The sequence below is a fragment of the Gemmatimonadota bacterium genome, assembly GCA_022560615.1.
Lineage (GTDB): Bacteria > Gemmatimonadota > Gemmatimonadetes > Longimicrobiales > Gaopeijiaceae > UBA1138.
The window spans coordinates 15826-40621 of the sequence record JADFSR010000031.1 but is presented as its reverse complement, the minus strand read 5'-3'; the positions used below and the strand labels follow the sequence as shown (position 1 = coordinate 40621).

The following is a 24796-nucleotide window of genomic DNA, read 5'->3' as shown; positions in this document are numbered from 1 at the left end:
ATGTGGGAAGTGTCAGGGCGTTTCGAGTTCGGCGAGGCGAGCGGTTACTTCATCGAGCTGATCGCGCACGGCGCGCAGTGACGTGCCACCGTCGGAGTCACGTGCGTCGGTGGACCGAAGCCAGTCGAAGACATCGCTCACGTCTTCCTCGAAGGCGTCGTGCTCCGCTTTCAGCGCGTCGAGCGGAAGCTCCGAGAGAGAGACACGCAACTCCTCTGATTTGCGGACCAGACGTCCCACGATCTCGTGCGTGGTTCGGAACGGCACGCCCCGACGAACCAGATAGTCCGCCAGATCCGTGGCAAGGAGTTGCGCGCTCATGACCTCGCGCATGCGCTCCGGAACAAACGTGGTGGTCTCCACGGCGCCTGCGACCGGAGGCAACGTGAGGTCCAGGGTATCCACGGTGTCGAAGAGCGCCTCCTTGTCCTCCTGCAGATCCCGGTTGTATCCCATCGGAAGGCCCTTCAGCAGCGTGATCATCGTCGTCAGGTTGCCTGCGAGGCGGGCCGACTTCCCCCGCGCGAGCTCCGCGACGTCGGGATTCCGCTTCTGGGGCATGAGACTCGAGCCAGTGCTGTAGCCGTCTGACAGCCGGACAAAACCGAACTCTACGCTCGAAAAGAGCACTAGGTCCTCGGAGAGGCGCGAAAGGTGGACTCCGATCATCGCGCCCGCGTACAACAGGTCACAGATCCAGTCCCGATCCCCGACGGCATCGATGGAGTTCTCGCTCACGCGATCGAAGCCGAGCTCCATTCGCAGCGCTTCACGGTCCACAGGAAACGGGCAGCCGGCGAGTGCACCCGAGCCCAGCGGCAATACGGCCGCGGCGTGCCCAGCGCGCTGCACTCTCTCGATGTCGCGCAGGAACGCAAACACGTGCGCGAGCGCCCAGTGTGCGGCGCGGATCGGCTGCGCTTGCTGGAGGTGAGTGTACCCCGGCATCACCAAGTCGATGCCTTTCTCCGCGAGCGTATGAAGCGCCCGGCACAGTCCTCTCAAGTGGCCTTCGATGCGCTTGGCGGCGGTCATGCCGTACGCTCTGACTCCCGTGGAGGACTGATCGTTTCGGGAGCGTCCCGTGTGGAGCTTGCCGGCGACATCACCGGCTTCTTCCCCGAGCATGCGCTCGATAACCGAGTGGATATCTTCTTCCTGCGCGTCCCCCAGGCCGTGTTCGGCGATCCGGGCTTCCACGGCGTCCAGACCGGAAAGGATGGCCTCGACCTCCGCGTCCGTCAGGACTTCGGCCCCAGCTAGCGCGCGTGCCCATGCCTTGCTTCCGCGGATGTCCTCGCGCCACAGGCGCTGGTCGACAGGCAAACTGAGGTTGAGCGGGACCATCTCGCGTGCCATCCCGCCCCGGAAGCGCCCCCCCCACAGGGAAGCGGGGACTCGGGGAGCGGGGATTGCTTCGGTCTGCCCGCCGTTCGGGACTTCGGTAGCGTCGCTCATGGTGCGCAGGAGGATACCTAGCCCCGGCACCCTCAACAACGCCTGCCGGGTGGCCGCGAACCGGCTAAAGCGCCCCGGCCTCGACGACCTCTGCGATCAGCTTGGAGACGGCCTGTTCACCGGTCGCGTCCTGGCCCGCCAGGCCCGCGGCGGCACGAATGGGCAGACCGAAGAGTCGGATGAAGCCGGCCGCGTCTGCGTGATCGTACGCGTCGGCATGGCCAAAGCTCGCGAGGTCTTCGCGGTACAGCGACACCGGGCTCTTCCTGGAGGTCACTGCGCATGAGCCCTTGAAGAGCTTGAGCTTCACCGAGCCCGTCACGTTCTTCGACAGAACGTCGGACATGGCCTGCATCGCTTCACGCTCCGGCGTCCACCAGCGGCCCTCGTAGAGCATGTCGGCCCACCGCTGAGCGATCTCGTCCTTGAGGCCTTCGGTGCGGCGGTCCAGGGTGATCGACTCGAGGTCCTTGATGGCCGCATACAGCAAGGTCCCGCCCGGCGTCTCGTACACCCCGCGCGACTTCATGCCGACGAGACGGTTCTCGACCAGATCGGCCCGCCCGACACCGTGCCGTGCGCCGACTTCGTTGAGTGTCTCGAGCAGCTGGACCGCGCCCATCGGCTCGCCGTTCACCGACACCGGGACGCCACCTTCGAAGGCGATCTCGACGTACTCGGCTTTGTCCGGTGCCAGCTCCGGCGCCAGAGTCCAAAGGAACATCGACTCCTCCGGCTCGAATGCCGGGTCCTCGAGGGGGCCACCCTCGTGCGAGACGTGCCAGAGGTTCTCGTCCCTCGAAAAGAGCTTGGTCTCGTCGAGGCCCTCGAGAGGGATGTCGCGCTCGTGCGCATACGCAAGCGCGTCCTCACGGGACTTCAGATCCCATTCCCGCCACGGCGCGATGACCTTCAGATCAGGGGCGAGCGCCGCGTAGCTGAGCTCGAAGCGGACCTGGTCGTTTCCTTTGCCGGTGCACCCGTGCGCAAGCGCATCCGCACCGACCAGCCTGGCGATCTCGACCTGACGTCGTCCGAGAATCGGCCGCGCCATCGCCGTGCCCAGCAAGTACTTACGGCCGTACACGGCGCCCATCTTCAGCGTGGGCCAGACGAAGTCCTCGACGAATGGCTGACGCAGGTCCTCACCGTAGAAGCCGCTCGCTCCGGTCGCGAGGGCCTTGGCCTCGAGGCCGTCCAGCCCGCCTCGCTGGCCGACGTCGCCGGCCATGCAGATGACTTCGGCTCCGTAGTTCTCCGTGAGCCAAGGCACGATGACGGAGGTGTCGAGCCCGCCGGAGTACCCGAGAACGACCTTCATGATGATTTCCTCAGACCGCGCATCGGTCGCGCGAGTAAAAAACCAGGGCCGGGGGTCGGAAGACCAGTCGCTTCCCGCCAAAGCTCTGGGGGGCACCTGCCCCTCACTGCCGCCCCCGGTCCCCTTTTTATCTTCAGGCTAGCATGCCCGACAGTGTCGGTCACGAAGAATAAATATTCATCGTGTATGCATTATGTCAAGACAGATGTTAGGCGAAGGGGCGTGCCATCTGTTCGAGGCGGGCCTGAACGGCCGGGAGGAATGCGGGCTGGCGCAGAATGATGAGAATGGTGTCGTCCCCGGCGAGCGTGCCCAGGACCTCGTGCCACTCTTCCCAGTCGATGCCGGCCGCGACGGTCTGCGCGCCGCCCTTCATGGTATGCACCACCAGGAGGTGGTCGACCCCCTCGGCGGACTGGAAGAGCGTGGGAAGCAGAGATTCCAACGACGGGGTGCTCTCCCACTCCTCCGGCACGGAATAGTGCGGCGTACCGTCGGCACCGGGCACCTTCACGAGGCGCAACTCACGGATATCGCGGGAAAGCGTGGCCTGGGTCACGTCGGTACCCTGCTCTTGCAGCAGCCCTCGCAGCGACTCCTGGCTCGTGACCCGATGGCTCTTGAGCACCTCGAGGATCTGCGCGTGACGGTGACGCTTGCTCACCTCACCGCCTCTTCGGCGAGGGTACGTACGCGCTCGGGCTCGAAGCCAGTGCTGCGCTCTACTTCCGCACCATCCCGAAAGATGATCAGAGTAGGGATGCTCCGGATGCCATACTTTGCGGCGACCTCAGGGGCCCGATCGGTGTCGACCTTGGCGACCAGGATCTTGCCGATGTGCTGGTGCGCGATCTCGTCCACCAGCGGTGCGACCATCTTGCAGGGCCCGCACCAGTCCGCGTAGAAGTCGACTAGGACGGGCACGGACGCCTTCAGAACGGTATCGTCGAAGTCGTCTTGCGTGACCTTCACTGGCCGGTCGAGTAGCATCGGCTTGCTGCATTCACCGCAGCTCGGACGGTCAGCAGCGCGCGCGAAGTCCACGCGATTCTTCGTGTCACAGAAGGCGCAGCGTATTGTGACGGGGCTCTTGGCTTCGGTCGTAGTCATGGACACTCCGCGAGAATTCGTTGCGCGAAACTATACCCCGATTCGTCGTGCTCGCCAACGACTTTCGGCGTTTCCACGGGGGCGACCATAGGGTGGCGGTAGCGTATGACAATCCCCATCATGCCGCCGTAATGAACGCACCGCGCTTCGACCTAGCCCGCTTCGCGCAGGCCCACGCCCGCATCGTCTCGGCGGTCCACAGGACGCCGATGCTGCGGTCACAGACGTTGTCCGACCGCGTCGGTGCGCCCGTGTATCTGAAGTGCGAAAACCTGCAGAAGACAGGTGCCTTCAAGGTTCGGGGTGCTCTTCACCGTCTGCTGCGCCTCAGCGACGAGCAGCGGGCGCGCGGGGTGGCGACGATCTCGGCGGGTAACCACGCCCAAGCCGTTGCATGGGCAGCGACAGCGGTAGGCATTCGCAGCCTCGTCGTGATGCCGGAGAAGGCGTCTCGAACCAAGGTGCAGGCCAGCCGTGAGTACGGCGCCGAAGTGATCTTGCACGGCGACGCACAGGCCGCCTTCACGAAGGTCCTCGAGCTTTCGGAGGAGCGGGGGATGACGTTCGTGCACCCCTTCGACGACGAAGAAGTGGTGGCCGGACACGGTAGCTGCGGCTTGGAGATCGTCGACCAGCTCCCGGACGTTCATACCATCGTGGTACCGGTCGGGGGCGGTGGGCTCTCCTCCGCGATCGCGGCGTCTGTCGCGGCCGCCAAGCCGGGCGTCGCGGTTTGGGGCGTCGAGCCAGAGGGGGCCCCGAGCATGCACCGTTCATTGGAGGCGGGTGAGGCGATCCATTTGCAGTCGGTCAGTACCGTCGCCGATGGGCTGGCTCCGCCGATGGCCGGTGTCCTGAACCACGCGCTTCTGGCCGCGCACGCTCAGGGCGTCGTGCTGGTGAGCGACGAGGAGATCATCAGCGCGCTGAGAGTGATCCTCGAGCGGACCAAGCTGCTCGTCGAACCGTCGGGGGCCGCGGCTGTCGCAGCACTCCTCGAAGGCCGCATTCCGGTGGAGCCAGAGCAACCCGTCGTCGCCGTGCTGAGCGGCGGCAACGTCGACCTCGCTTCGCTCGGCGAGCTCTTGTCTGAAGGGAATCGACTCGATGTGTAGGCTCGTCGCCTATCTCGGTGCGCCAGTGACGCCCGCGCACCTCGTCTTCGATGGATCGCACTCGCTCTACGAGCAGAGCTGGGCGCCCCAAGAACTGCTCTCCGGTACCATCAACGCGGACGGGTACGGGGTCGTCTGGTACACCGAGGGACGACCCGCCCGGTTGGCCGAGCTGCGTCCCATCTGGTACGACACCGACCTGCGCACCACGCTGTCGTCACTGTCCTCGAGCTGTGTGCTGGCAGGACTACGAAATGCTACGCCGGGAACGCCGCTCGACCGCTCGGGGGTGCCGCCGCTCGTATTCGACAAGTGGAGTTTCGTCTTGAACGGCTTCGTGCCGGAGTTCCGCTCGCGGCACATGCGTGCACTGCGCGCCGAGCTCCCGGACGACCTGTATTCCGAATTGCGGGGTTGCTCGGACTCGGAGACGCTCTTCCTGTTGGCGGTGGCGGCCGTTCGCGGGGGCGCGACGCTTCCCGAGGCACTTCAACGCGCGGCGAAGGTGGTCTACGACCGCGTAGGGCGAGAGACCGAAGCTCAGATGAACATGGTGCTGAGCGACGGGAACAGAATCGCCGCAGTGCGCAGCGGGACGGTGCTGGAGACGAACTCCCTGTACGTCGCGAAGCGCCCGCCGTTCGCGCCCAACGGCATAGTGCTCGCCTCGGAGCGTCTCGATCCGGGCGCAGTGTGGGAAGCCGTTGACGGACACAGTTGGATCGAGATCGGTCCGGACCTCGAAGTGCGCGGCGAGGGTCTGTTTTTCTAGAGGCGTCCCCAACGCTCACGGACCGCATAAGTCTACGGCATGGGCAGTCGGGCCTGCCGGGGGGGGCATACGTATGTGCGAGAGCAGAAGATACGTAGGGGACTCGTGGACGAGGAATACTTCGTCGACCGGGCTACGCCAGGAGCACCTTCACATCGTATTCTCGCAGCGCGCGATCGCGGCTCACGAGGGTGAGTCCCTCAACGCGGGCCTGCGCTACGAGCATCCGATCGAATGGATCCCGATGATGCAGCGGCAGCGCCCGCAGCATCTCCGTGTGGACGAGCCGCACTGGCAACTCCTCGAATCCGGACTCTCTCGCGGCGTCCACCACGCTTCGTGTCGTCTCGAGCCGCCCCAGGGAGCTCTTGATCGCGATCTCCCATCCCGTTACCGAGCTTACATAGACCTGCTGCGCTGCTCGGATCGCGCCGTCCGCCTTGTCTGAAAGCCGTGCTCCCTCATCCCACCAGATGAGCACATGGGTGTCCAGCAGGAGCCTCACTCGTCGCCGCCCCCGAAGAGGGCGATGAGGTCGTCCGGAAGCGGATCATCGAAGTCATCGCAGATACGCCACTGACCTCGACCCCGCCCGGGCTCGCGGAGAGCGCGGACGTCGTCCATCGGGACGAGACGAGCCTTCGGCTTTCCTGACTTGGTGATTACGATCTCTTCTCCGGCGGCGGCCCGCTCGACGAGCGACGAGAGATGTGTCTTCGCGTCGTAGAGGCTCACGGTCTCACGAACCACCAGATGCTTCTTCTTGTCCTTGACCATACGCAACCGTAGTCGATTTGACCAATGTGGTCAAATCCCATCCCGAACCAGACCGGTTGGGGCACGGAACGGTTCGACCGGGCCAGGCTTCGCCCGCGTCGCCAAGATCAGCGCGAAGAAGCCCTGTGAGTCCTCCACCCAACGCTCCACGGAGAGTCCGGCGTCGGAGAAAAGGCATTCGATGGTGGGGCGATCGTACTTGCAGCTGATCTCGGTTCGGATCGACTCGCCGCGTGCGATGCGAACCGATCCAGCGCCGTTGGGGAACTTCACGACTTGTCGGCTGCGCGCCTCGAGGTGCATCTCGATGCGGCTATGATCGGCGGCGTAGAAGGCTCGGTGCTCGAAGGCGTCGAGATCGAAGTCGGCTCCGAGCTCGCGATTGAGGACACGAAGCACGTTGAGGTTGAATTCTGCCGTGACGCCGGCCGCATCGTTGTAGGCCAGCTCGACCCTCTGCACGGTCTTTCTGCTACCTGGTCGGAGGTCGGCGCCCATGAGGAATCGGTCACCGGGCCGCAGCTGACGAGCGACCCTGCACAGGAGTCGCACGGCGCCGACGGGATCGAAATTCCCGATGGTGCTGCCCAGCAGAGCCAGCCAGGACGGTCGAGGCAGCGGCACCGAGATCTCGAGCGTCTCGGTGATATCCGCGACCTCCGGCTCGACCTGCAGGCCGTCATATTCGACTCGCAGGCGCCGCGCGGTGTCGTGCAAGAACTCACCGCTGACGTCGACCGGCACGTACAGCTTCCCGGTCTCGTATGCGCTCATCGCGTCGAGAACGATCCTCGACTTCTCCGCACTGCCGGCTCCCAGTTCAACGAGCGCGGCCGGGCGAAACTCATCCACCCAGATCGGCATCCATTGCTCTAGCAGGGAGCGCTCCATCCGCGTCGGGTAGTACTCGTCCAGGCGAGTGATCTGCTCGAAGAGTTCCGAGCCCCGCGTATCGTAGAAGTACTTCGGGGACAGCTCTTTCTGAGGAAGACGTAGACCGGCGAGCACGTCGGCGAGCATCACCGAGCGATCATGAGGGTCGCGCGGCACCTCCACGCTTCCCCGGGTCTCGGTCAACACCGAATCAGTCGTCTCGCGCACACCGCACTCCGCTGAAGATCTGCCTGCGGATGGGGTAGTCCCAATTGCGGAACGTGTTCCGAATCGCCCCGAAGCGCGTCGCCCACGCTCCGCCCCTCAGCACCTTGTACTCGTTGCCGAAGAAGACCTCCGAATATTCGGGGTACGGGAACGTCTCGTAGCCCGGGTATGGGCGAAAGTCCGTCGACGTCCATTCCCAGACGTCGCCGATCATCCCCCAGCATCCGATCGGCGAGACCCCCTGAGGATAGCTGCCCACCTTCGCCGGTTGGAAGAGCAGCGCATCGAGGTTCGCTCTCTCTCTACTCGGCACTACGTCGCCCCATGGGTAGAGCCGCTTCGTGCCGGTCCCCGGGTCCCACGAGGATGCGGCCTCCCATTCCGCTTCGGTCGGGAGACGCCTGCCCGCCCACGTCGCGTACGCCTCGGCCTCCCAGTAGCAGATGTGACAGACCGGGCTCGTGGGCGCGAGGCATATCGTTTGCTCCATGAAGCGCTCGTACCAGTCATCGCCCCGTCGCAGCCAGTACGCGGGCGCGACCAAGTCCGCCTCTCGCTTCCACGCCCACCCCGCGCCGGACCAGAACTCGCGACGTTCGTAGCCCCCGTCCTCGAGGAAGCCCAAGTACTCTCCGTTGGTGAGGGAATGCACGTCGATCCAGAACGCTTCGAGCGTGACCTCGTGCTCGGGCCGTTCGTTGTCGTATGCGAGCGACCGATCGTCAGTACCCAGCACGACAGTGCCGCCGGGGAAGCGCACCATGGTGCCCGGGAGCGGCGCGTCGGTCTCTACCGCCGGAGCCTCGCCGCGCCCCGGGGCAGCATACGGATCGCCCCGCTTGAGCTGAAGCGTCTGCAGGATCGTCTCGTTGTGCTGGTACTCGTGCTGCAGGACCATCCGGTATACGAACGAGTCACGGAGCAACGGTGCGTCGGCCCCGAGGTCGATCGAGGCCAAGCGTTCCAAGACCGTTCGGCGCACCGTGTCCAGGTAACCGAGACACTCGGACCGGCTCGGCATGGGCAGCTCATTCCGGAGCGCACGCGGATTCTCGAACGGATCGTAGATCCCGCGCAGTCCCTCGGAGCCAGTACTCCCGTTCACCATGTTCTCGACGAGCCACACCTCTTCGAAGTGTCCGATATGTCCCAGGTCCCAGACGATCGGGCTCATGAGCGTGTCGTGCTGAAGACGCAGGTCTTCGTCCGAGAGCACGCCCGTGAGCAGGAGTGTGCGGCTGCGGGCTTCGGAGAGGAGGCTCGAGATCTCGGCACTCGTGAGTCGGCGGCCGACGTGGAGATCCATGACGATGTATGGAGGAAGTGCGCGGGACGGGATAAGCTAACGATCCCCAACCTGATCTGGTTCCCAGTTGTAGCGAAGCCCCTGCCAGGCAGACGATGGTCGAAACCACTGCGGCACTCGAAGCCCACGACGTCAGCAAATGTTACGGTGACGTGCCGGCGCTCGCCGGCGTGTCGCTGATCGTGGCTACCGGTTCGTGCGTCGCACTGGTCGGTGAGAGCGGCTCGGGCAAGACGACGCTACTCCGCTGCTTCAACCGCATGGTGGAGCCGGATTCGGGGCGCGTCGTCGTGGGCGGCACCGACGTCTCGGCCCGCGACACGGGTGAGCTCCGCCGCTCGCTCGGCTACGTGCAGCAGGACGCCGGATTGCTGCCGCACTGGAGCGTGCTGCGCAACGTGGCGATGGTGCCGTGGCTGTGCGGCCGTACGGAGGCCGACGCTGTTGCGTCTCGAGCTCTGGACATGGTTGGCTTGCCCGTCGAGGACTTCGGAGACCGGTGGCCGCGAGAACTCTCGGGGGGTGAGCGACAACGCGCGGCGTTCGCCCGGGCTCTCGCCGGCGAGCCTGGCACTCTTCTGCTCGATGAGCCTTTCGGGGCGCTCGACGCGATCACCCGCGTCGACGTGCAGCGGACTTTCGCCCGTCTGCGAGAGGAGATGCGGATCACGGTGCTGCTCGTGACGCACGACCTGCGTGAGGCCTTCGAGCTCGCCGACGAAGTCGCGGTGATGCGCGCCGGCCGGATCGAACAGGTCGCGACACCGGCCGAGCTGCGCGCGACCCCCGCAACGCCGTACGTCCGTGAGCTGCTCGAAAAGGCGGGGGTGGCATGAAGCGAGGCATGCGTGCTCGGCTCGTCTGCACATGGCTGATGGCTGTGTCTTTCTTCCCGGGTGCTGTGCGCGCGCTCGGGGCCCAGACGGATCGCTCCATCGTGGTGGCCACGAAGCCGTTCGCGGAGTCGTTCATCCTCGGTGAGATGTTTGCCCAGCTGCTGGAAGCGCGGGGCTTCGCTGTGGAGCGACGACCGGGCCTCGGCGCGACCCAAATCGCTTTCGACGCGCTACGCCGGGGTGACATCGACGTGTATCCCGAATATACCGGCACCGGGTTGCTCGCGATCCTGGGGGAAAACCCGCCACCCACGGGTGAAGAGGCGTACAGACGCGTCGCCGAAGCCTTCCGCGCCCGATGGGGCGTGCGCTGGCTGCCGCCGCTCGGGTTCGAGAACACATACGCGATCGCGGTACGAAGCTCGACCGCCGACTCGCTGGGCTTGTCCACGCTCTCGGACCTGGCCCGGGAAGGGGGAGTGTTGATCGCTGGCTTCAGTCCGGACTTCATTGGCCGGGCGGACGGCCTTCCTGGACTGCGAGCCGAGTACGGCTTCGAGCCGCGGGAGGTGAGAGCGCTCCTGCAGGCCGTGAAATATCAGGCGCTGGAGGCAGCGGAAGTCGACGTCATAGACGGATACGGAACGGACGGACAGATCGCGCGCTACGGCTTCACCGTTCTGCGAGACGACCGCCAGTTCTTCCCGCCCTACGACGCCGCGGCGCTCGTCGGCTCGAGCCTGGCCGAGGAACGGCCGGCGGCCCTCGCCGCGCTGACCGAGCTTTCGGGCCGTCTCGACGAGGCGACGATGAGGGAACTGAACCGCCGCGTCGAGGTCGACGGTGAGGATGTCGGCGCCGTCGCGCATGATGCGCTTTCGGTGCTTGGGCTGGTCGGCCCTGGGGGCAGGGTGGAGTCCGGTTCGGTGGGACGAGACGGTTCGCTGCTCGCTTACCTCTGGTCCCGACGAGCCGAGACCGCTGGGCAGGCCCGGAGACATCTGCTGCTGGTCGCGCTATCGATGATCGCGGGCATCCTGGTGGCGGTGCCGCTCGCGCTGTTCCTGGAGCGGGTGCGCGCAGCGGCGGAGGGTACGATCCGGGCGGTCGGGCTGCTGCAGACGATCCCGAGCATCGCGCTGCTGGCGTTCATGATCCCGTTCCTCGGCATCGGCGTGGCACCGGCCGTGGCGGCGCTCTTCCTGTACTCGCTCCTCCCGATGGTCCGGAACACCTACACTGGCGTCCGGGATGCCGACCCGGCCGCGGTGGCATCGGCTCGCGCCCTCGGCATGAGCGAGCTTCAGCTGCTCCGATACGTCCGGCTCCCGCTCGCGGCGCCCGTAATCATGGCAGGCGTTCGGACCGCGGCGGTGATCAACGTCGGCACGGCGACGTTGGCCGCCTTCATCGGTGCCGGGGGACTCGGTGATCCGATCGTGGCCGGGCTGGCGCTCTCGAACACGCACATGATCCTCTCCGGCGCCATCCCAGCGGCCGTATTGGCTCTACTCGTGGATGGCGCGTTGAGCGTCGCCGAACGCTCGGTGACGCCTCGGGGGCTGGGCTAGCGCTCGCCCAGCTTCGCGAAATCGCTGCCTGCCGGCTCCTGGAAGGCACGCAGCCCGAATTCGGGCAAGAGCGCGAAGAGGTGATCGAAGATATCGCTCTGCAGCGCTTCGTAGTTCGCCCATGCGGTGTCGGTCGAGAAGCAGTAGAGCTCGATCGGGATGCCCTGGGAACTCGGCGCGAGTTGGCGCACGATCAGCGTCATGCCGTCGTGGATCATCGGGTGCGCCTTCAGATAGTTGAGCACGTACGCGCGGAACGTCCCGATGTTGGTGAGCCTGCGTCTCTCCGGAATCGAGTCGGGATCCTCGCCCTCTTTGGACGCCGCATGTTCCGCGAGCGTCCGCCGCTTTTGCTTCATGTAGTCACGCAGCACTTCGTAGCGCGACAGATGCTCGATCTCCTCGTCTGTGAGGAAATGGACCGTGTTGACGTCGAGGTTGATCGCACGCTTGATGCGCCGCCCACCGGACTCGCTCATGCCTCGCCAGTTCTTGAACGACTCCCCGATGAACTTGTACGTGGGGACGGTCGAGATCGTCTTGTCCCAGTTCTGGATCTTGACCGTGTGCAACGCGATGTCGATGATGTCGCCGTCGGCATTCGACTGTGGTACTTCGACCCAGTCCCCGATCCGGATCATGTCGTTCGACATGATTTGGATGCTCGCCACCAGCGAGAGGATCGTGTCCTTGAACACGAGCATGAGTACCGCAGTGAGCGCGCCGAGCCCGGAGAGGAAGGCAACGGGCGAAACTTGTGCGAGCACGGAGATGACCACCACTCCGGCGGCGATGTACGAGACCAGGCTGACGACCTGCAAGTAGCCCTTGATCGGGCGGCTCTTCGACTCCGAGTACGACTCGTTGTAGATGTCGTTCGCGGCCTCCAGGAGCGAGGCGAAGGCCACCGCACCCGTCACGACGATGAACGCGATCGAGATGCGCTGCACCAGCGTCGCCAAGAGGATGAGAGTGGCTGGCGTCGTGGTGAGGATGTCAGGGTCCGTAACGCTCGCGATGTCGGCCGACGTGACGCCCACCGCCAGGCGGATCCCGTAGTACGCAATGACCGCGGGCACTGCGTGCGCGATCCGGGCGAAGACCTTCCTCTCGATGATCCGGTCGTCCCACGTCGACTTGGTGCGAGCGGCGACCCGGCGCACGGTACCCTGGATGATCCTCGTCGTGAGCCAATCGGAGAGTCCCATGACTGCGACGAGGATCAGGAGACCTGCAATCAAGCTCAGCCAGTTGTCTGGAAGGCCGGCCATTTTTCGTCCTCCGTGCGGTAGGTCGGATCAGCGAGACTCGCCCAGGTGCTCGGCCATGAGATCGAGCGCCAGTGTCGTGATTCGGACGAGATGCGCATGCGCGCGGTTTCCATTGGTGAGCAGCGCGATGCCGAGCCCCCGCGTGCGGTTTCCGGACACGAACGCGGTGTACCCCGGCACGCTGCCCGAGTGCGCGAAGTACGCCTCATCGCCGCTCGTGGACGTCCACCAGGTCAGGCCGTACCCGGGCTTCTCGTAGCCCCAGCCACCACCCATGCCCTGACCCGCGAATTGCTCGTACTGGAGCGTATGCATCTCGTCGAGCGTCCGCGGCTGAAGGATCCGTGTCCCACGCCAGGAGCCGTCCCCGAGGTTGAAGCGCACCCACTTCGCCTGGTCGTGGACCGTGCCGTACACGATGCCGGCGGGCCAGACGTTCGCCTTGAGGCGCTCGGTGGCGACGTTCCGCCCGGTCGAGGAATCCAGCACATAGGGAATAGCGAGCCGCTCTTCCATCTCCGGAGGGAGATCGAACGCGGTGCTGCCCATGCCGAGCGCACCCCACACGTTCTGTCGGATGTATTCCTTGTACGGCACCCCGCTGTGCTTCTCGACGAGGTAGGCGACGAGCGAGTACGCCATGTTCGAGTAGACGACGGCCCGTAGGGGCGGCGTTGCCGCGCGCAGCGAGTCCGTCAGATACGTCTCGAGCGGCAGCGGCGCCGTCTCGCCCCACACCAGATGGGGTCCGAAGTCTCCTGGCAGTCCCGAGGTGTGCGTCAGCAGGTGGCGGAACGTGACCGGGTCGCTCGCGTCTTCCCCGCGGATCTCCATGCCGCCCAAATGGAACCGTACCGGGTCGTCCAACTCGAACTTGCCCGCCTCCATCTGCTGGAGCAACGCGACCGTCGACTGAGCCTTGAAGGTCGAGCCGATGAGGTAGACGGTGTTCGTCGACGCGGGCGTGCGCGCCCAGAGGTTCGACTCCCCGTAGGCCGCGCTCCAGAGCTCTCCGTCCCGGTCGGTGAGCGCGATCGCGATCGAAGGGATCGATCCATCGAGCATCGCACGCCGGATCTCGGGCTCCAGCGCAGCAATGACGCGCGCGAGCTCGGGCCCGGCCGGCGGAGCGATCTGGGCGTCCGCGGAGGTCGGCAGCGCCATTGCGGTCGCGACAGCCGCGACGCCGAACGCCACGAGCGAGGTGCCGAAGCGAGCATGTGTTCTCATCGCCTGTTCTCCTTCCCAGCCCCGTACAGTACATGACCCGGGCGAGCACCGGTGTGGGTCCCTTCAGGATGGCGCGACCACGATCGCGCGACGCATAGGTTCTCTTGCGTGGAGATCGGTGACGATGCGAGGATCGGAGAGAGCGGGGGCGCGGTCAAGCTAGGTCGCTGACACACGTTGCCGTTCGCTCGACGTCGCGCGTATCATCGCCGCCATGAACATGCGTAAGGCGTTTCGTCGCTATCTCCTTCCCGGGTTCGTCTTCCAGTCGGTCGTGATCGCGGGTGGATACGGGACCGGCCGTGAGCTCGTCGAGTTCTTCCTGAGCGAGGGGCCGCTCGCAGGGCTTTACGGGATCGGCGTCACCACTGTGATCTGGAGCGCGGTCTCGATGGTGACCTTCGAGCTCGCCCGCATGTGGGGCGCATTCGACTACCGCCGCTTCTTCCAGGGGCTGCTCGGGCGCGGCTGGTGGCTCTTCGAGGTCTGCTACATCGGTCTGCTGCTGATCGTGCTCGCGGTCGTCGCGGCCGCCTCGGGCGCGATCATCGAGCAGACGTTCGGTCTGTCCTACTGGATCGGGGTCGGTGCCGTGATGCTGGCCGTGGGAGCGCTGGTCTTCGGCGGCAACGATGCCATTGAGCGCTTCTTCACTGCGTGGTCGTTCGTGCTGTACGCCCTTTACCTGGTGCTGCTCTTCTGGTGCTTCCAGCGCTTCGGGCCGCTCATTTCCGCGAACCTGACCGCGGAGCCCCTCGGCACTCGGTGGCTCTGGGCCGGACTCAGCTACGCGGGCTATAACCTCGCCGTTATCCCTCCGGTTCTGGCGACGCTGAGGCTGCACGAGAGCCGCAAGGAGACTTTCATCGCGGGAGCGCTTACCGGACCCATTGCGATGATCCCCGGTCTGCTCTTCTTCCTCGCTACGGTGGGTCAGTACCCTTCCATCTTGGACGCGACGGTGCCTGCCAACGTGCTGCTCGAGCTCCTCGGGTCCCGGGCCTTCCAGGTTGCGTTCCAGGTCGTGCTCTTCGGCACCCTGGTCGAGACGGGGGCGGGTCTGATCCATGCGTTCAACGAGCGCCTCTCCGGATATCGGTCCGACGCGGGCGCCGAGCTGCCCCGCTGGGTCCGGCCCGCCGTGGCACTCGGCCTACTCGCGTTGGGCACGTTCATCAGCCGATTCGGTCTGATCGACCTGATCGCGCGAGGGTACGGGACGCTCACGATCGGATTCATCGCGGTGTACGTCGTGCCGGTGCTCACCCTCGGCGTGTGGAAGCTCCGCCGCCCTCTCCAACCCAACGGTCCACCAACACCGACGTCGTGACCTGACCCAGGAGGTTCGTGGTGCTCCTGAACATGTCGGGGATTCGATCGATGCCGAGCAGGATCGCCAGACCCGACAGCGGGATGCCCACCGCGTCGAGCGCGGGTGCCAGGGTCATCACCCCGGACGAGGGTACCGGCGCGACGGTCAAGGAAACCAGGAACGTGGCCAGGATGGCACCGCCCACGGCGGTCAGGGGGAAAGGCACCTCGTAGAGGTGGGCTAGGAAGACGATCGCCGTCCCCTGGAAGAGCGCGCTTCCCGCCCGGTACATCGACGCGCCCAAGGGAAGGACGAGATCCGCCACGGCATCCGAGACTCTCAGGTTGCTCTTGGCCTCGTCGAGCGTCACCGGCAGCGCCGCGACGGTGCTCGTGGTCGAGAACGCGATCGACGCAGCGCCGAACGCGCTCGTCACGAACTTCACAGGGCTGACGCCTCCGACGACATATAGGAGGGGCAGATACAGAAGCGTGATGTAGATCGCGAGGCCGACGATCACGCTCACCACGAAGACCGCCAGGCTTTGCACGAGGCCCCACCCTAGCTGGGCGGTCACCGGGGCGGCCAGACCGAACACCCCGATGGGGGCGAGCCAGAGGATCCACCACACGAGCTTGATGAGCGCCGCGCTCACGGCGTCGGCAAGCTTCACCAGCGTACTGCGATGCTCGTCGCTCAACGCGCCCGTGGCTGCCGCGAAGAGCGCGGTGAAGACGATGAGCGGGAGCAGTTGGCCGGCGCTCGCCGCCGCGAAGGGGTTGCTGGGGATGAGGTTCACCAGGAAGTCCACGAAGCTCGGCAGCTCCGCCGTTTCCTGCGCGGCCACCGCGGGTGCGGCTATGTCTGGCGCGAAGCGGAGCCCAAACCACATGGTCCCCATCCCGATCACGATCGCCGGGAGGACCGTGATCCAAAAGAAACCGAGCGTGAAGCCGCCGAGCCTCCCCAACTTTCGGGGATCTCCCAGTCCCGCTACGCCGGTGAAGATGACGGCCATCACTAGCGGAATCACGACCATCCGGATCGCGTTCATGAATGCGGTGCCGAGCGGCGCCGAGCCGGCGGCGATCGCCATCAGGAGTTCCGAACCGGTCGCCGCGGCGAGCAGGCCTGTTCCGAGTCCGAGAGCCAGGCCCAGAGCGATCAGGATATGGAGCATCGGTCAGTACGATGTGTGGGCGAAGGTTGCACGCGGACGAGTCGAAGGATGCTCATGATACCGACGACCGGGCCGAGGGCGAGAAAGGCGAAGGCCCACCGCCATTCGACGACCTCGACCATGGCCGGCACGGCCTGGATCGTGACCATGGTCAGCAGAAAGCCTGCGGAGGTCTGAAGCATCAGAGCGGTGCCGACGGAGTCGGGCGGCGCGACCTCCGTGACCATGGCGCTGAATTGAGCCGAATCGGCGACCACGAAGAAGCCCCAGACCCAGGTCAGCAGCGCGAGCAGGACGAACGGGCCGTCGAAAGCGAAGCCCGCGACGACGCAGCAGACCCCGCTGACCGTCATCGCAAAGTTCACGACACGGGGTCGACCCACCTTGTCCGCGGCAACCCCGCCCCAGACGCAGCCGAGGCCGCCGGCCGCGATCGCGCCGAAGGCGACCAGGTCAATGGCGGGCTGGGAGACGCCGGCTCCGGCCGCCGCCACCAGGAAGGCCGGGACCCATGTCCACATGGCGTACAACTCCCACATGTGACCTAGATAGCCACCGGTCGCGAGCATCGTCGGACGGTGCCTGAGCAGGCGGGCTACGCGTGTCCATTCGAAGGCGCGCCGCGGGAACGGATACGGCCCGTCCCGGTAGCCGACCGCCATAAGAACGGCGGCGGCAAGCCCGGCGATCGACGCGCCCGCGACCACCGCGGTCACGGTCGGCCCGCCGAGAGCCTTCAGCAGGTACGGGGTCGCCTTCCCCACCGTGAGAGCCCCCACAACCGTCCCGATGGCGAAGCCGCGTGCCGATCGGAACCACGTGGAGATCATCTTCATGCCCGGTGGATACACGCCGGCGAGGAAGAAACCGGTCGCGAAGCGTGCCGCAAGCGCCAAGCCGTAGCCCGGCACCACGAGAAGGAGGGCATTTGCTGCGGCGGCGAGCAGTGCCGACGTAGCGAAGTAGGCCCGCGAGGAGAGTACGTCGGCGAGGTTCAGGAGCGCACCGACCGCGGTGCCGGCTACGAAGCCGAGCTGCACGACGGTGGTGAGCCACCCCACCTGACTCGCGGTGAGTCCCCAACGCTGCTGGAGCTCGGGGCCTAAAGCGGTCGCGGTCATCCACGCCGATAGCGAAAGCATCATCGCCACCGAGACCAGCACGAGCGTGCGCCAACGCCGGGGGTCGGCGTCGGTGAGCGACATCGAAGATTCCGTGGAGCTCGTTGCCACTACCGGATGAGCTGCTTCAAGACGAAGAACACGTTCGCGGGCCGTTCAGCCAGACGACGCATATACCACGGGAACCACCCGGAGCCGTAGCTGAGCAGCACGCGCATGGCGTGCCCCCCGCGTGCCAGTCGCCCCTGCTGAGCCCGATCGATGCCGTAGAGCATCGCGAACTCGTAGCTGCCCTTCTTCAGGTTGAGCTCATACGCCAGCCGAGTCGCTTCACCGACGATGCGCGGGTCGTGCGTACCGATGACGGGACGTCCCTTCCCTCCGCTCGCTCGAGCGCGCAGGAGCATGCCGGTGAGTCGGACGAAGTTCTGGTCGACATCCGTTTTTTGGGGATAGGCGACGCTGGCGGGTTCGTCGTAGGCGCCCTTCACCAGCCGAATCGAGGGGTCGAGCGGCAATAGCGCTTCCAGGTCTCCCCTCGTGCGGTGGAGATACGACTGGAGGCAAAGCCCGACGTCGCGGTGTTTCGGGAGGACGCTCTTGAAGATGTCGAGCGTTGCGTCTACACGACCGGATCTCTCCATGTCGATCCACACGGGTGCCGTAGACGCCTCCAGAAGCCGAACGATCCGCTCCTGTGTCCGGTCTACGCTGAAGTCGAGCCCGAGCTGCGTCGGCTTGACGGAGATCTCCACATCGAGGCCGCGCTCGCTGATGGCCCTCAGGGCCCCGAGGTAGTGCTCGAGGACCGCGTCGGCTTCTTCTTCGGTCTCGACGTCCTCGCCGAGCAGCGTCGCCGTGCCAGTGATCGAACTGTCGGCGAGTCGGGCCGCCTCGTTCAGCGCTTCGTCCAGCGTCTCACCTGCCAGGAAGCGCCGGGTCGCACGTCGTACGAAGGCGTATTGCGGGAGCCGTTCCGCGAGCAGAGGGTTCGTGGAAGCCCAGAGCAGCGCTTTACCGATCATCGACTTCAGTTACCTCCGAACGGTGTGTAACCCGCCGCCTGTAGCGCTGCCTTGTAGGCGGCGACGGGTCCGTCCGAGATCGCCGCGAGCTCGTTTTCGATGGTGTCCGCGGCTGCGCTGGCCTGGTTCATCATGTGGATGGTGTTCGGAGAGGGCCCACCCGTCTCACCCGTGATGCGTCCCATCGGCCGGCCGATCAAGTCGGCCACGACGTCCCCACCGCACCGACCCTGACACTCGGGACCGGTAAAGAGCCTCTCGTTCAGCGCCTGGAGCTCGCCTTGCAGCGTTTCACCCTGCTCGCGCAGCGCGTCGGCGTCCTCTTCGAGCGTCTCGAGCACGGTCTCGACGGCGCTCAGTAGACGCGTGAGCTCCTGACGCGCGTCGTCCTCTCGTTGGCTGATCGCCGACATATCGAGCAACGCGTTTCGCTTCGCGACCAGGTCGGCCGTGCTGACTGGGTTCCGCGGGTCGCCCATCACTATGAGACCGGTCACGGAGGTCAGGTCTCCGACGGTCACAGCGACCTGATACGTGCCCGGGAAAACCGACATCTGGCGTGGAAATACCGCCTCGTCCGAGTCTCCTCCCGGACGCAGGTCCCATACGAGGCGGTTCGCCCCAGCGGTTGCTGATAGGGAGCGCGAGTAGACGAGCATCCCCTCGTCGTTGCTGATCGCCACATCGGCATCTCCACCCTCGGCGGTCCAAAACGTGAGGATCGCGCCGTTCGCCCGAGTCTCCGCCTGCTGCATGGCGTGCCCGGTGGAGCGGTAGCCGATCGCGTCCGCGATGCTCAGGTCATACGCCGGCGGCGGGCCGAACACGTGCACCGTGGCGCCACGGATCGAGGGGTCCTCCGCCAACTCACGCAGCGGCCGAATGTCGTCCAGCACGATCAGCGCTCGGCCGTGCGTCCCCAGCACTAGGTCGGCGTCGCGCGGATGCACTACCAGGTCGCGAATGGGGACGGCGGGCACGCCCGAAGTGTATTTCTCCCAGCTTTGCCCTCGGTCGAAGCTCACGCGCAGCCCGAACTCGGTGCCCAGGAAGAGTAGGTTCGGGTTCTCCGGATCCTCCTCGATGGCGTGCACGAAGCCGGCTATAGCGGGTGAGCTCAGTGACGTCCACGTCGCCCCGTAGTCCTCGGTCACATACACGTGCGGTGTCCAGTCCCCGCGCCGGTGGTCCTCTGCCACCACGTATGCGCGACCCGGCTCGTGCTTGGATGGTTGCACGTCCGGGATCCAGATGCCGTGCGGGAGTCCCACGATGTTGTCCCGCACGTTTTGCCAGTTCTCTCCACCGTCTCGCGTGATCTGAACGTTACCGTCGTCGGTGCCGACCCAGATCAGGCCTCGCTCGAGCGTGCTCGGGCCGATCGAGATGATCGTGGTGTGCATCTCCGCGCCCGATGCATCGATGGTGAGCCCACCGCTCACCTCCGCCCGCTGCTTGAGCGGGTCATCCGTAGTCAGATCGGGCGAAATGATCTGCCAGCTCCGACCCTGATCGCTGCTGGTGTGAAGGAATTGGCTTCCCAGGAAGATGGTCTCCAGGTCGAGCGGGTCCCATGTGAGGCCTGCGTTCCAGTTGAAGCGGAGCGCGGTACCGTCGGGGTGCACCGGCCGAATGCCACGTCGCGCGCCGGTATTCTTGTTGAAGTGCTGCAGGTTCCCGCCCTGGGACATCGAGTACCCGAAGTTGTCGGGGTCTCCACGATCGGGCATCACGCTGAAGCCGTCACCGCTGCCTACGCGCCGCCAGTGGGCGTTCAGGATGCCCTTGTTCTCCCATACCGTGCTCGGACCGTACCAGGAACCGTTGTCCTGGAGGCCTCCATAGATGTTGAACGGCACCGCATCGTCGACGGTGACGTGGTAGAACTGACCCAGGGCGAGGTTCTCTACGAAGCGCCAGCTGTCTCCGCGGTCGTAGCTGAGCGCGATACCGCCGTCCTCGCCGAGTATCATGCGACGCGGATCTGCCGGATCGATCCACAGTTCATGCACGTCCCCGTGCACGATCTGGCTGGACACCAGCGTCCTCCAGTTGCGTCCCTGGTCCTCACTTACGTCGATCGAAGACTGCAACCGGTACAGCCGGTTCTCGTTCCTCGGGTCGATGCGCAGATCCGCGTAGTAGAAGGGGCGCGGGTTCACCCTGGGCCCGTCATCGATCGTGCTCCACGTGCGTCCCCCGTCCGCCGATCGTACGAGCTCGGACCGGGTCGCCTCGATGATCGCGTAGACCACATCCGGGTTCGACCGCGAGATCGCTATGCCGATCCGCCCTAACTCACCCTCGGGGAGCCCGTCGTCGGCAGACAGCTGCCTCCAGGAGTCTCCGCCGTTGTAGGTCACGAAGAGCCCTGAGCCAGGGCCACCCGACTTGAGGTCCCAAGGAGTGCGCCTGAACTCCCACATCGCCGCGAAGAGCTTGTCCGGGTTCGACGGGTCCATGACCAGATCCGCGATGCCGGTACGCTCGTTCTGCCACAGCACGCGATCCCAGGTGCGGCCGCCGTCGCGCGTACGGTACAGCCCGCGTTCCTGACCGTCCGACCACGCGGGTCCCATGACGCCGACGTACACGATGTCCGGGTCCGTCGGGTGCGTCAGGATCCGGTGGATGCGCTCCGACCGCTCGAGCCCCATCGACCGCCACGAGCGGCCGCCATCGATCGACTTGAAGAGGCCCCGCCCGACGCCGGCGCTGTTGCGGGGATTCCCCTCGCCCGTACCGACCCACACGATGTCTGGATTGGGCTGGAAGAGCGCGATCGCGCCGATGCCCAGCACGTCTTGCTCGTCGAACACGGGGTTCCAGGCGATCCCGCCATCGTCGGATTTGAAGAGTCCACCCGTGGACGAGCCCACGTAGATGATGTTGGGGTCGCTGAGCACGACCTCGACATCCGCTACGCGACCGCTCATGCCAGCGGGCCCGATTTCGCGGGCGCGCATGGCGGCAAACGGATCCGAAGAATCTTGCGCGCCCAGTGGGAGCGCGGTCATTGCCAGGGTTACGAAGGCAATAATGCGGCCGGGCTTCATGAAACGACTCCTGTGTATCTCGAAGCGGCCGACCCACGCGGGCCGACCCCGCCCCAGATTAGGTGGGCGCCAGCGAGCAGGCTACCCGTCCGCCGCATTCAGTTCCCACCTCGCACTCGAGGGTGGAGACCGGCACGCTGCTCTTCCCCCGGCATATGAGGTGGTGGCGCCAACCGTGCTACCCGAGTCAATTGGGGTAGACCGCCCGGATCGAGGGGCCACATGGCAGCTAACGCAAAACCGCGCGACGTCGTCGTCCCCTGCGTTCAGGGACACCGCGTCCGTCTGGGACGTGGGCGGCGTTTTTGGCGTTCGGCGCGCTGCCCGGTCTGTAGGTCCCCGGTGGACCCGACGAGGCGGCACCGACTGGTTCGTTGGACCGCGAATCTTCGAAGGCCGGCGAGCCGGTCCACGATAGATCGTGGCCTCTGGTGGGGCACGGCGGTCTACTCGGGCGTGACGCTCTTGGCGCTAGCGATGATCTGGCTGTGGAGTGATCTCTGGTGGCCGGCGACCACCCTGCTGTTTGGCCCTCGGTGGGTCCTGCTGGTTCCTTTGATGGGATTGGTGCCTTTGGCGTTGCGCCGGGATCGGGCCATCACCGTACCCCTCGCGGTCATCGGAGTCTTGCTGCTCGGGCCGGTGGTGGGGCTTCGGACGGGTTGGCGCGATCTGCTCCGGTCGGAAGACCCGGCCGGAGATCTCCGGGTGGCGAGCTTCAACGTCGCCGGCGGCGAGTCGATCACTAAAGGGCCGACGGCACTCATGCTGGAATGGGACACCGATCTCGCGGCCTTTCAGGAGTGCCGGGGGGCGTTTCGGGAGGCCGTTTCGTTCCTATCCGACTTCCATACGGACGTGCGAAACGACCTCTGCCTCGTCAGCCGCTTCGAGATCCTCGAGGTGCGGCAGATGGAGCGAGAGAGCTTCCGACTGGCAGGGGGCTCGGCCCTCGTGATGACGTACGTTCTGGACATCGAGGGGGAGGAGGTCTACCTGACCAACCTCCACCTCGAGACCCCCCGGGCTGGACTCACCCTGATGCGTGAGGGCGACCTCGAACGTGGGATCGACCGGATGAGCGAGAAGTCGGCTCTGCGTGCAATCGAGCTTCGGGCCGCACGCGGCTGGGTAGGCCAGTTCGTCGGTCCGAGCCTGGTGGTGGGCGACTTCAACACCCCGGCCGAGAGTACGATCTACAGAGAGGTGTGGTCCGATTGGCAAAACTCGTTCTCGCTGTTGGGCCACGGACTGGGAGGCACGCGCTTGAACGGATGGATCCGGGCTCGCATCGACCACATTCTGGTAGACGACGACTGGATTGTCATCGGGGCGGAGCTGGGAAGAGACGTGGGCTCGGATCATCGTCCCATCCTTGCCACCGTCCGTCGGGATTGAAGGGCATTGGCACGTCATGGGCCCTCAGCTCCGAGCGCCGTCCCTCCAGCGTCGCACCTGTTCAGCGGCGATGTCCCGGCTGCCGAGCCCGAAAGCCAGCGCGACTGAGACCGCGACGGCGCCGAGCGAGAGACCGAACGCGAGCTCGATGATCCGCTCGCCCAGCCCCATCTGCCTGAGAGCCATTGCGCCGGCAAGCACCAGGATCGAGACCCGCGACGCGATCGCGAGTGTATCGGCCTGCCCGACGCCGCTGTCCCTTACAGTCGTGGCCGCCAGGCCGGAGAGCCAAAGGCCGATCCCGAAGATCAGGAGACCAAGCAGCACCTGGCCGCCGAACTCGATTAAACCCCTCAGAACCTCGTTCAAAGACACGAAACCGATCATGTTGGCCGCTTCGACGGTGGCCAAGACCATGATGGCCACCAGCGTCAGCGAGCCGGCGATCTCCGAGAGCGAACGTCCGCCCGGCCGGTCGGCGCCCTTGAAACCGAGCTTTGCCAAAACGCCGTCGAATCCAGCACTGGCCAGCACATTCGTAATGAGTCCGCTCACGAGCTTGCCCGCTACGTAAGCGATGAGGAGCACCAGAGCCGCCGCAAACAGGCCTGGAACCGTGTTCAAGATGCTGGCCAGCATGGCGCTCGCCGGGTTCGTGATCGCGTCGAGCTGAAGCGCGTTGAGAGACGAGATCACGACCGGGATCAGAATCAGGACGTAGAGCACGAGTCCGACGAGGTTCGAGACCTTCAAGCTCCCCATGCCCTCGATACCGAGTCGCTCGGGCAGCGAGTCCGCCCGTGCGGCGGCGAGCAGGTTCGTGACGATGCGCTGCACCAGACGGGCGACGAACCAACCGATGGCGAAGATCAGGCCAGCGGCCAGGAGATTGGGCAGGAAAGACAGAATCTGATCTGTGAGGCCCTGTACGGGTGCGAGGAGCCCCTCGATGGCCAGCGCGCCCAGAAACGCCGGAAGGAAGAGGAGAAAAACCAGCCAATACACGGCGTCTGCGAGAGTACGGCTGAGGGGTAGGCTACCGCCCTCCTCGAGCGTTCTCTCGCCCAACCTCACGTCGAGGTTCGCGGCCGACATGGCTCCGGACACGACGCGACGGAGTGCGGTGGCGACCACCCATGCCAGGATCAGAAGACCTGCCGCGCCGAGGACCCGCGGTGCGAACTCGGAGAGCTGCGTAAGCAGCGCGTTCAGCGGCTCGGTGATGAGGTCCAGCTTAAGCGCCTGAAAGAACGCGACCAGTACGAAGAGCATGACGAGATAGAAGACTGCCTTCCCGAATATGTTCTCGATCGGGAGTGCCGCTCCACGTTCTCCCCCGATCCAAGCCGCCAGGCGGTTGTCCAGCTCGGTACGATTCAGGACTCTGCGAACGACCGCAGCCAAAATGCGGGCGACCAGCCAGCCGCCGACAAGAATGGCCGTCGCGGCTGCCAGGTTCGGCAAATAGGTCCAAGCGGTTTCGAGCATCTGATTAAGACTCTCTTGCATCGGTCCGGCTCCTTTCTAGCTAATGGCCCGATTGACGGGTCGCACGACGCGTCAGGCAGGAGCCCGGCCCAAAACTCACATGGCGAGGGCTCCCGACCACCGGAGCATCCCGTACTGGGCCGATGTAACTTCAGTCCTCGAGCCCAGTCTATCGTGTGAGTCACCCCCGCGCGAACCGTCGCGCCACGCCGACAGGAGACCTCGAAGATGGGAAACCATTCAGTCGCCAAAGTCATCGAAATCGTCGGTACCTCGGACGAGAGATGGCCGAAGCCGCCGACACCGCCGTTCGCATCGCGAGTGACGTGACCCCCTGAAACGAGACCA

21 protein-coding genes are annotated in these 24796 nt (G+C 65.4%); 6 read left to right on the top strand and 15 right to left on the bottom strand.

The genetic code is table 11. The features are described 5' to 3' along the window. Positions 1 to 12 precede the first annotated feature (12 nt). The 4 genes from argH to trxA form a co-directional block, all read right to left on the bottom strand. Positions 13 to 1386 carry an argininosuccinate lyase gene (argH, locus tag IIB36_15370; GenBank protein ID MCH7533117.1) on the bottom strand — a complete coding sequence of 458 codons (1374 nt, stop codon included), beginning with the start codon at positions 1384 to 1386 and terminating at the stop codon, positions 13 to 15. A gap of 136 nt (positions 1387 to 1522) precedes the next feature. Next, the gene (locus tag IIB36_15365; GenBank protein ID MCH7533116.1) at positions 1523 to 2779 is read right to left on the bottom strand and encodes an argininosuccinate synthase; all 1257 of its coding nucleotides are present in this window, start codon (positions 2777 to 2779) and stop codon (positions 1523 to 1525) included. A 208-nt stretch (positions 2780 to 2987) separates the two neighbouring features. After that, the gene (gene argR / locus IIB36_15360) at positions 2988 to 3443 is read right to left on the bottom strand and encodes an arginine repressor (protein ID MCH7533115.1); all 456 of its coding nucleotides are present in this window, start codon (positions 3441 to 3443) and stop codon (positions 2988 to 2990) included. Next, a complete protein-coding gene (gene trxA / locus IIB36_15355) occupies positions 3440 to 3889 on the bottom strand; it encodes a thioredoxin (GenBank protein MCH7533114.1) in 450 nt (149 codons plus the stop codon). Before trxA ends, argR begins: the two co-directional genes overlap by 4 nt. A gap of 131 nt (positions 3890 to 4020) precedes the next feature. On the opposite strand from trxA, the gene IIB36_15350 reads away from it, so the two are divergent. Together IIB36_15350 and IIB36_15345 are read left to right on the top strand one after the other, a co-directional pair. Continuing rightward, positions 4021 to 5004, top strand: a complete 984-nt coding sequence (locus IIB36_15350; GenBank protein ID MCH7533113.1) for a pyridoxal-phosphate dependent enzyme — start codon at positions 4021 to 4023, stop codon at positions 5002 to 5004. Next, positions 4997 to 5776 carry a class II glutamine amidotransferase gene (locus IIB36_15345; protein MCH7533112.1) on the top strand — a complete coding sequence of 260 codons (780 nt, stop codon included), beginning with the start codon at positions 4997 to 4999 and terminating at the stop codon, positions 5774 to 5776. The genes IIB36_15350 and IIB36_15345 overlap by 8 nt, the downstream gene beginning before the upstream one ends. A gap of 133 nt (positions 5777 to 5909) precedes the next feature. On the opposite strand, the gene IIB36_15340 is transcribed toward IIB36_15345, so the two are convergent. From IIB36_15340 to IIB36_15325, 4 genes are read right to left on the bottom strand one after another with little or no spacing between them, the layout of a single operon-like run. Further along, positions 5910 to 6281: a type II toxin-antitoxin system VapC family toxin gene (locus IIB36_15340; GenBank protein ID MCH7533111.1), complete on the bottom strand. Its 372-nt coding sequence runs from the start codon at positions 6279 to 6281 to the stop codon at positions 5910 to 5912. Continuing rightward, a complete protein-coding gene (locus IIB36_15335) occupies positions 6278 to 6553 on the bottom strand; it encodes a type II toxin-antitoxin system Phd/YefM family antitoxin (GenBank protein MCH7533110.1) in 276 nt (91 codons plus the stop codon). The genes IIB36_15340 and IIB36_15335 overlap by 4 nt, the downstream gene beginning before the upstream one ends. 30 nt (positions 6554 to 6583) lie before the next feature. After that, positions 6584 to 7654, bottom strand: coding sequence for an L-histidine N(alpha)-methyltransferase (egtD, locus tag IIB36_15330; protein MCH7533109.1), 1071 nt, complete (start codon positions 7652 to 7654; stop codon positions 6584 to 6586). Beyond that, positions 7638 to 8960: an ergothioneine biosynthesis protein EgtB gene (locus tag IIB36_15325; GenBank protein ID MCH7533108.1), complete on the bottom strand. Its 1323-nt coding sequence runs from the start codon at positions 8958 to 8960 to the stop codon at positions 7638 to 7640. The genes egtD and IIB36_15325 overlap by 17 nt, the downstream gene beginning before the upstream one ends. A gap of 95 nt (positions 8961 to 9055) precedes the next feature. On the opposite strand from IIB36_15325, the gene IIB36_15320 reads away from it, so the two are divergent. Beyond that, on the top strand, positions 9056 to 9796 hold the full coding sequence (locus IIB36_15320) for an ATP-binding cassette domain-containing protein (GenBank protein ID MCH7533107.1): 741 nt from the start codon (positions 9056 to 9058) through the stop codon (positions 9794 to 9796). Then, positions 9793 to 11367: an ABC transporter permease subunit gene (locus tag IIB36_15315; GenBank protein MCH7533106.1), complete on the top strand. Its 1575-nt coding sequence runs from the start codon at positions 9793 to 9795 to the stop codon at positions 11365 to 11367. The genes IIB36_15320 and IIB36_15315 overlap by 4 nt, the downstream gene beginning before the upstream one ends. Here IIB36_15315 and IIB36_15310 read toward each other — a convergent pair. Continuing rightward, positions 11364 to 12575: a mechanosensitive ion channel gene (locus IIB36_15310; GenBank protein MCH7533105.1), complete on the bottom strand. Its 1212-nt coding sequence runs from the start codon at positions 12573 to 12575 to the stop codon at positions 11364 to 11366. The two genes, IIB36_15315 and IIB36_15310, sit on opposite strands and share 4 nt — an antisense overlap. Before the next feature lie 90 nt (positions 12576 to 12665). Beyond that, positions 12666 to 13868, bottom strand: a complete 1203-nt coding sequence (locus IIB36_15305) for a beta-lactamase family protein (GenBank protein MCH7533104.1) — start codon at positions 13866 to 13868, stop codon at positions 12666 to 12668. A gap of 220 nt (positions 13869 to 14088) precedes the next feature. Here IIB36_15305 and IIB36_15300 point away from each other — a divergent pair, with 220 nt between their 5' ends. Continuing rightward, positions 14089 to 15198, top strand: a complete 1110-nt coding sequence (locus IIB36_15300) for a hypothetical protein (protein MCH7533103.1) — start codon at positions 14089 to 14091, stop codon at positions 15196 to 15198. Here IIB36_15300 and IIB36_15295 read toward each other — a convergent pair. Genes IIB36_15295 through IIB36_15280 form a run of 4 tightly spaced genes read right to left on the bottom strand, consistent with a single transcriptional unit; the run spans position 15131 to position 21562 of the window. Further along, a complete protein-coding gene (locus IIB36_15295) occupies positions 15131 to 16360 on the bottom strand; it encodes a dicarboxylate/amino acid:cation symporter (protein ID MCH7533102.1) in 1230 nt (409 codons plus the stop codon). The two genes, IIB36_15300 and IIB36_15295, sit on opposite strands and share 68 nt — an antisense overlap. Next, positions 16345 to 17565, bottom strand: a complete 1221-nt coding sequence (locus tag IIB36_15290; protein ID MCH7533101.1) for an MFS transporter — start codon at positions 17563 to 17565, stop codon at positions 16345 to 16347. The genes IIB36_15295 and IIB36_15290 overlap by 16 nt, the downstream gene beginning before the upstream one ends. Before the next feature lie 26 nt (positions 17566 to 17591). Continuing rightward, positions 17592 to 18506, bottom strand: coding sequence for a proline dehydrogenase family protein (locus tag IIB36_15285; protein MCH7533100.1), 915 nt, complete (start codon positions 18504 to 18506; stop codon positions 17592 to 17594). A gap of 5 nt (positions 18507 to 18511) precedes the next feature. Next, positions 18512 to 21562, bottom strand: a complete 3051-nt coding sequence (locus tag IIB36_15280; protein MCH7533099.1) for a hypothetical protein — start codon at positions 21560 to 21562, stop codon at positions 18512 to 18514. Positions 21563 to 21904: 342 nt separating this feature from the next. On the opposite strand from IIB36_15280, the gene IIB36_15275 reads away from it, so the two are divergent. Beyond that, positions 21905 to 22960 carry an endonuclease/exonuclease/phosphatase family protein gene (locus tag IIB36_15275; protein MCH7533098.1) on the top strand — a complete coding sequence of 352 codons (1056 nt, stop codon included), beginning with the start codon at positions 21905 to 21907 and terminating at the stop codon, positions 22958 to 22960. 24 nt (positions 22961 to 22984) lie between these two features. Here the strand turns inward: IIB36_15275 and IIB36_15270 are convergent, their stop codons facing one another. Continuing rightward, the gene (locus tag IIB36_15270) at positions 22985 to 24469 is read right to left on the bottom strand and encodes a mechanosensitive ion channel (GenBank protein MCH7533097.1); all 1485 of its coding nucleotides are present in this window, start codon (positions 24467 to 24469) and stop codon (positions 22985 to 22987) included. Positions 24470 to 24796 lie beyond the last annotated feature (327 nt).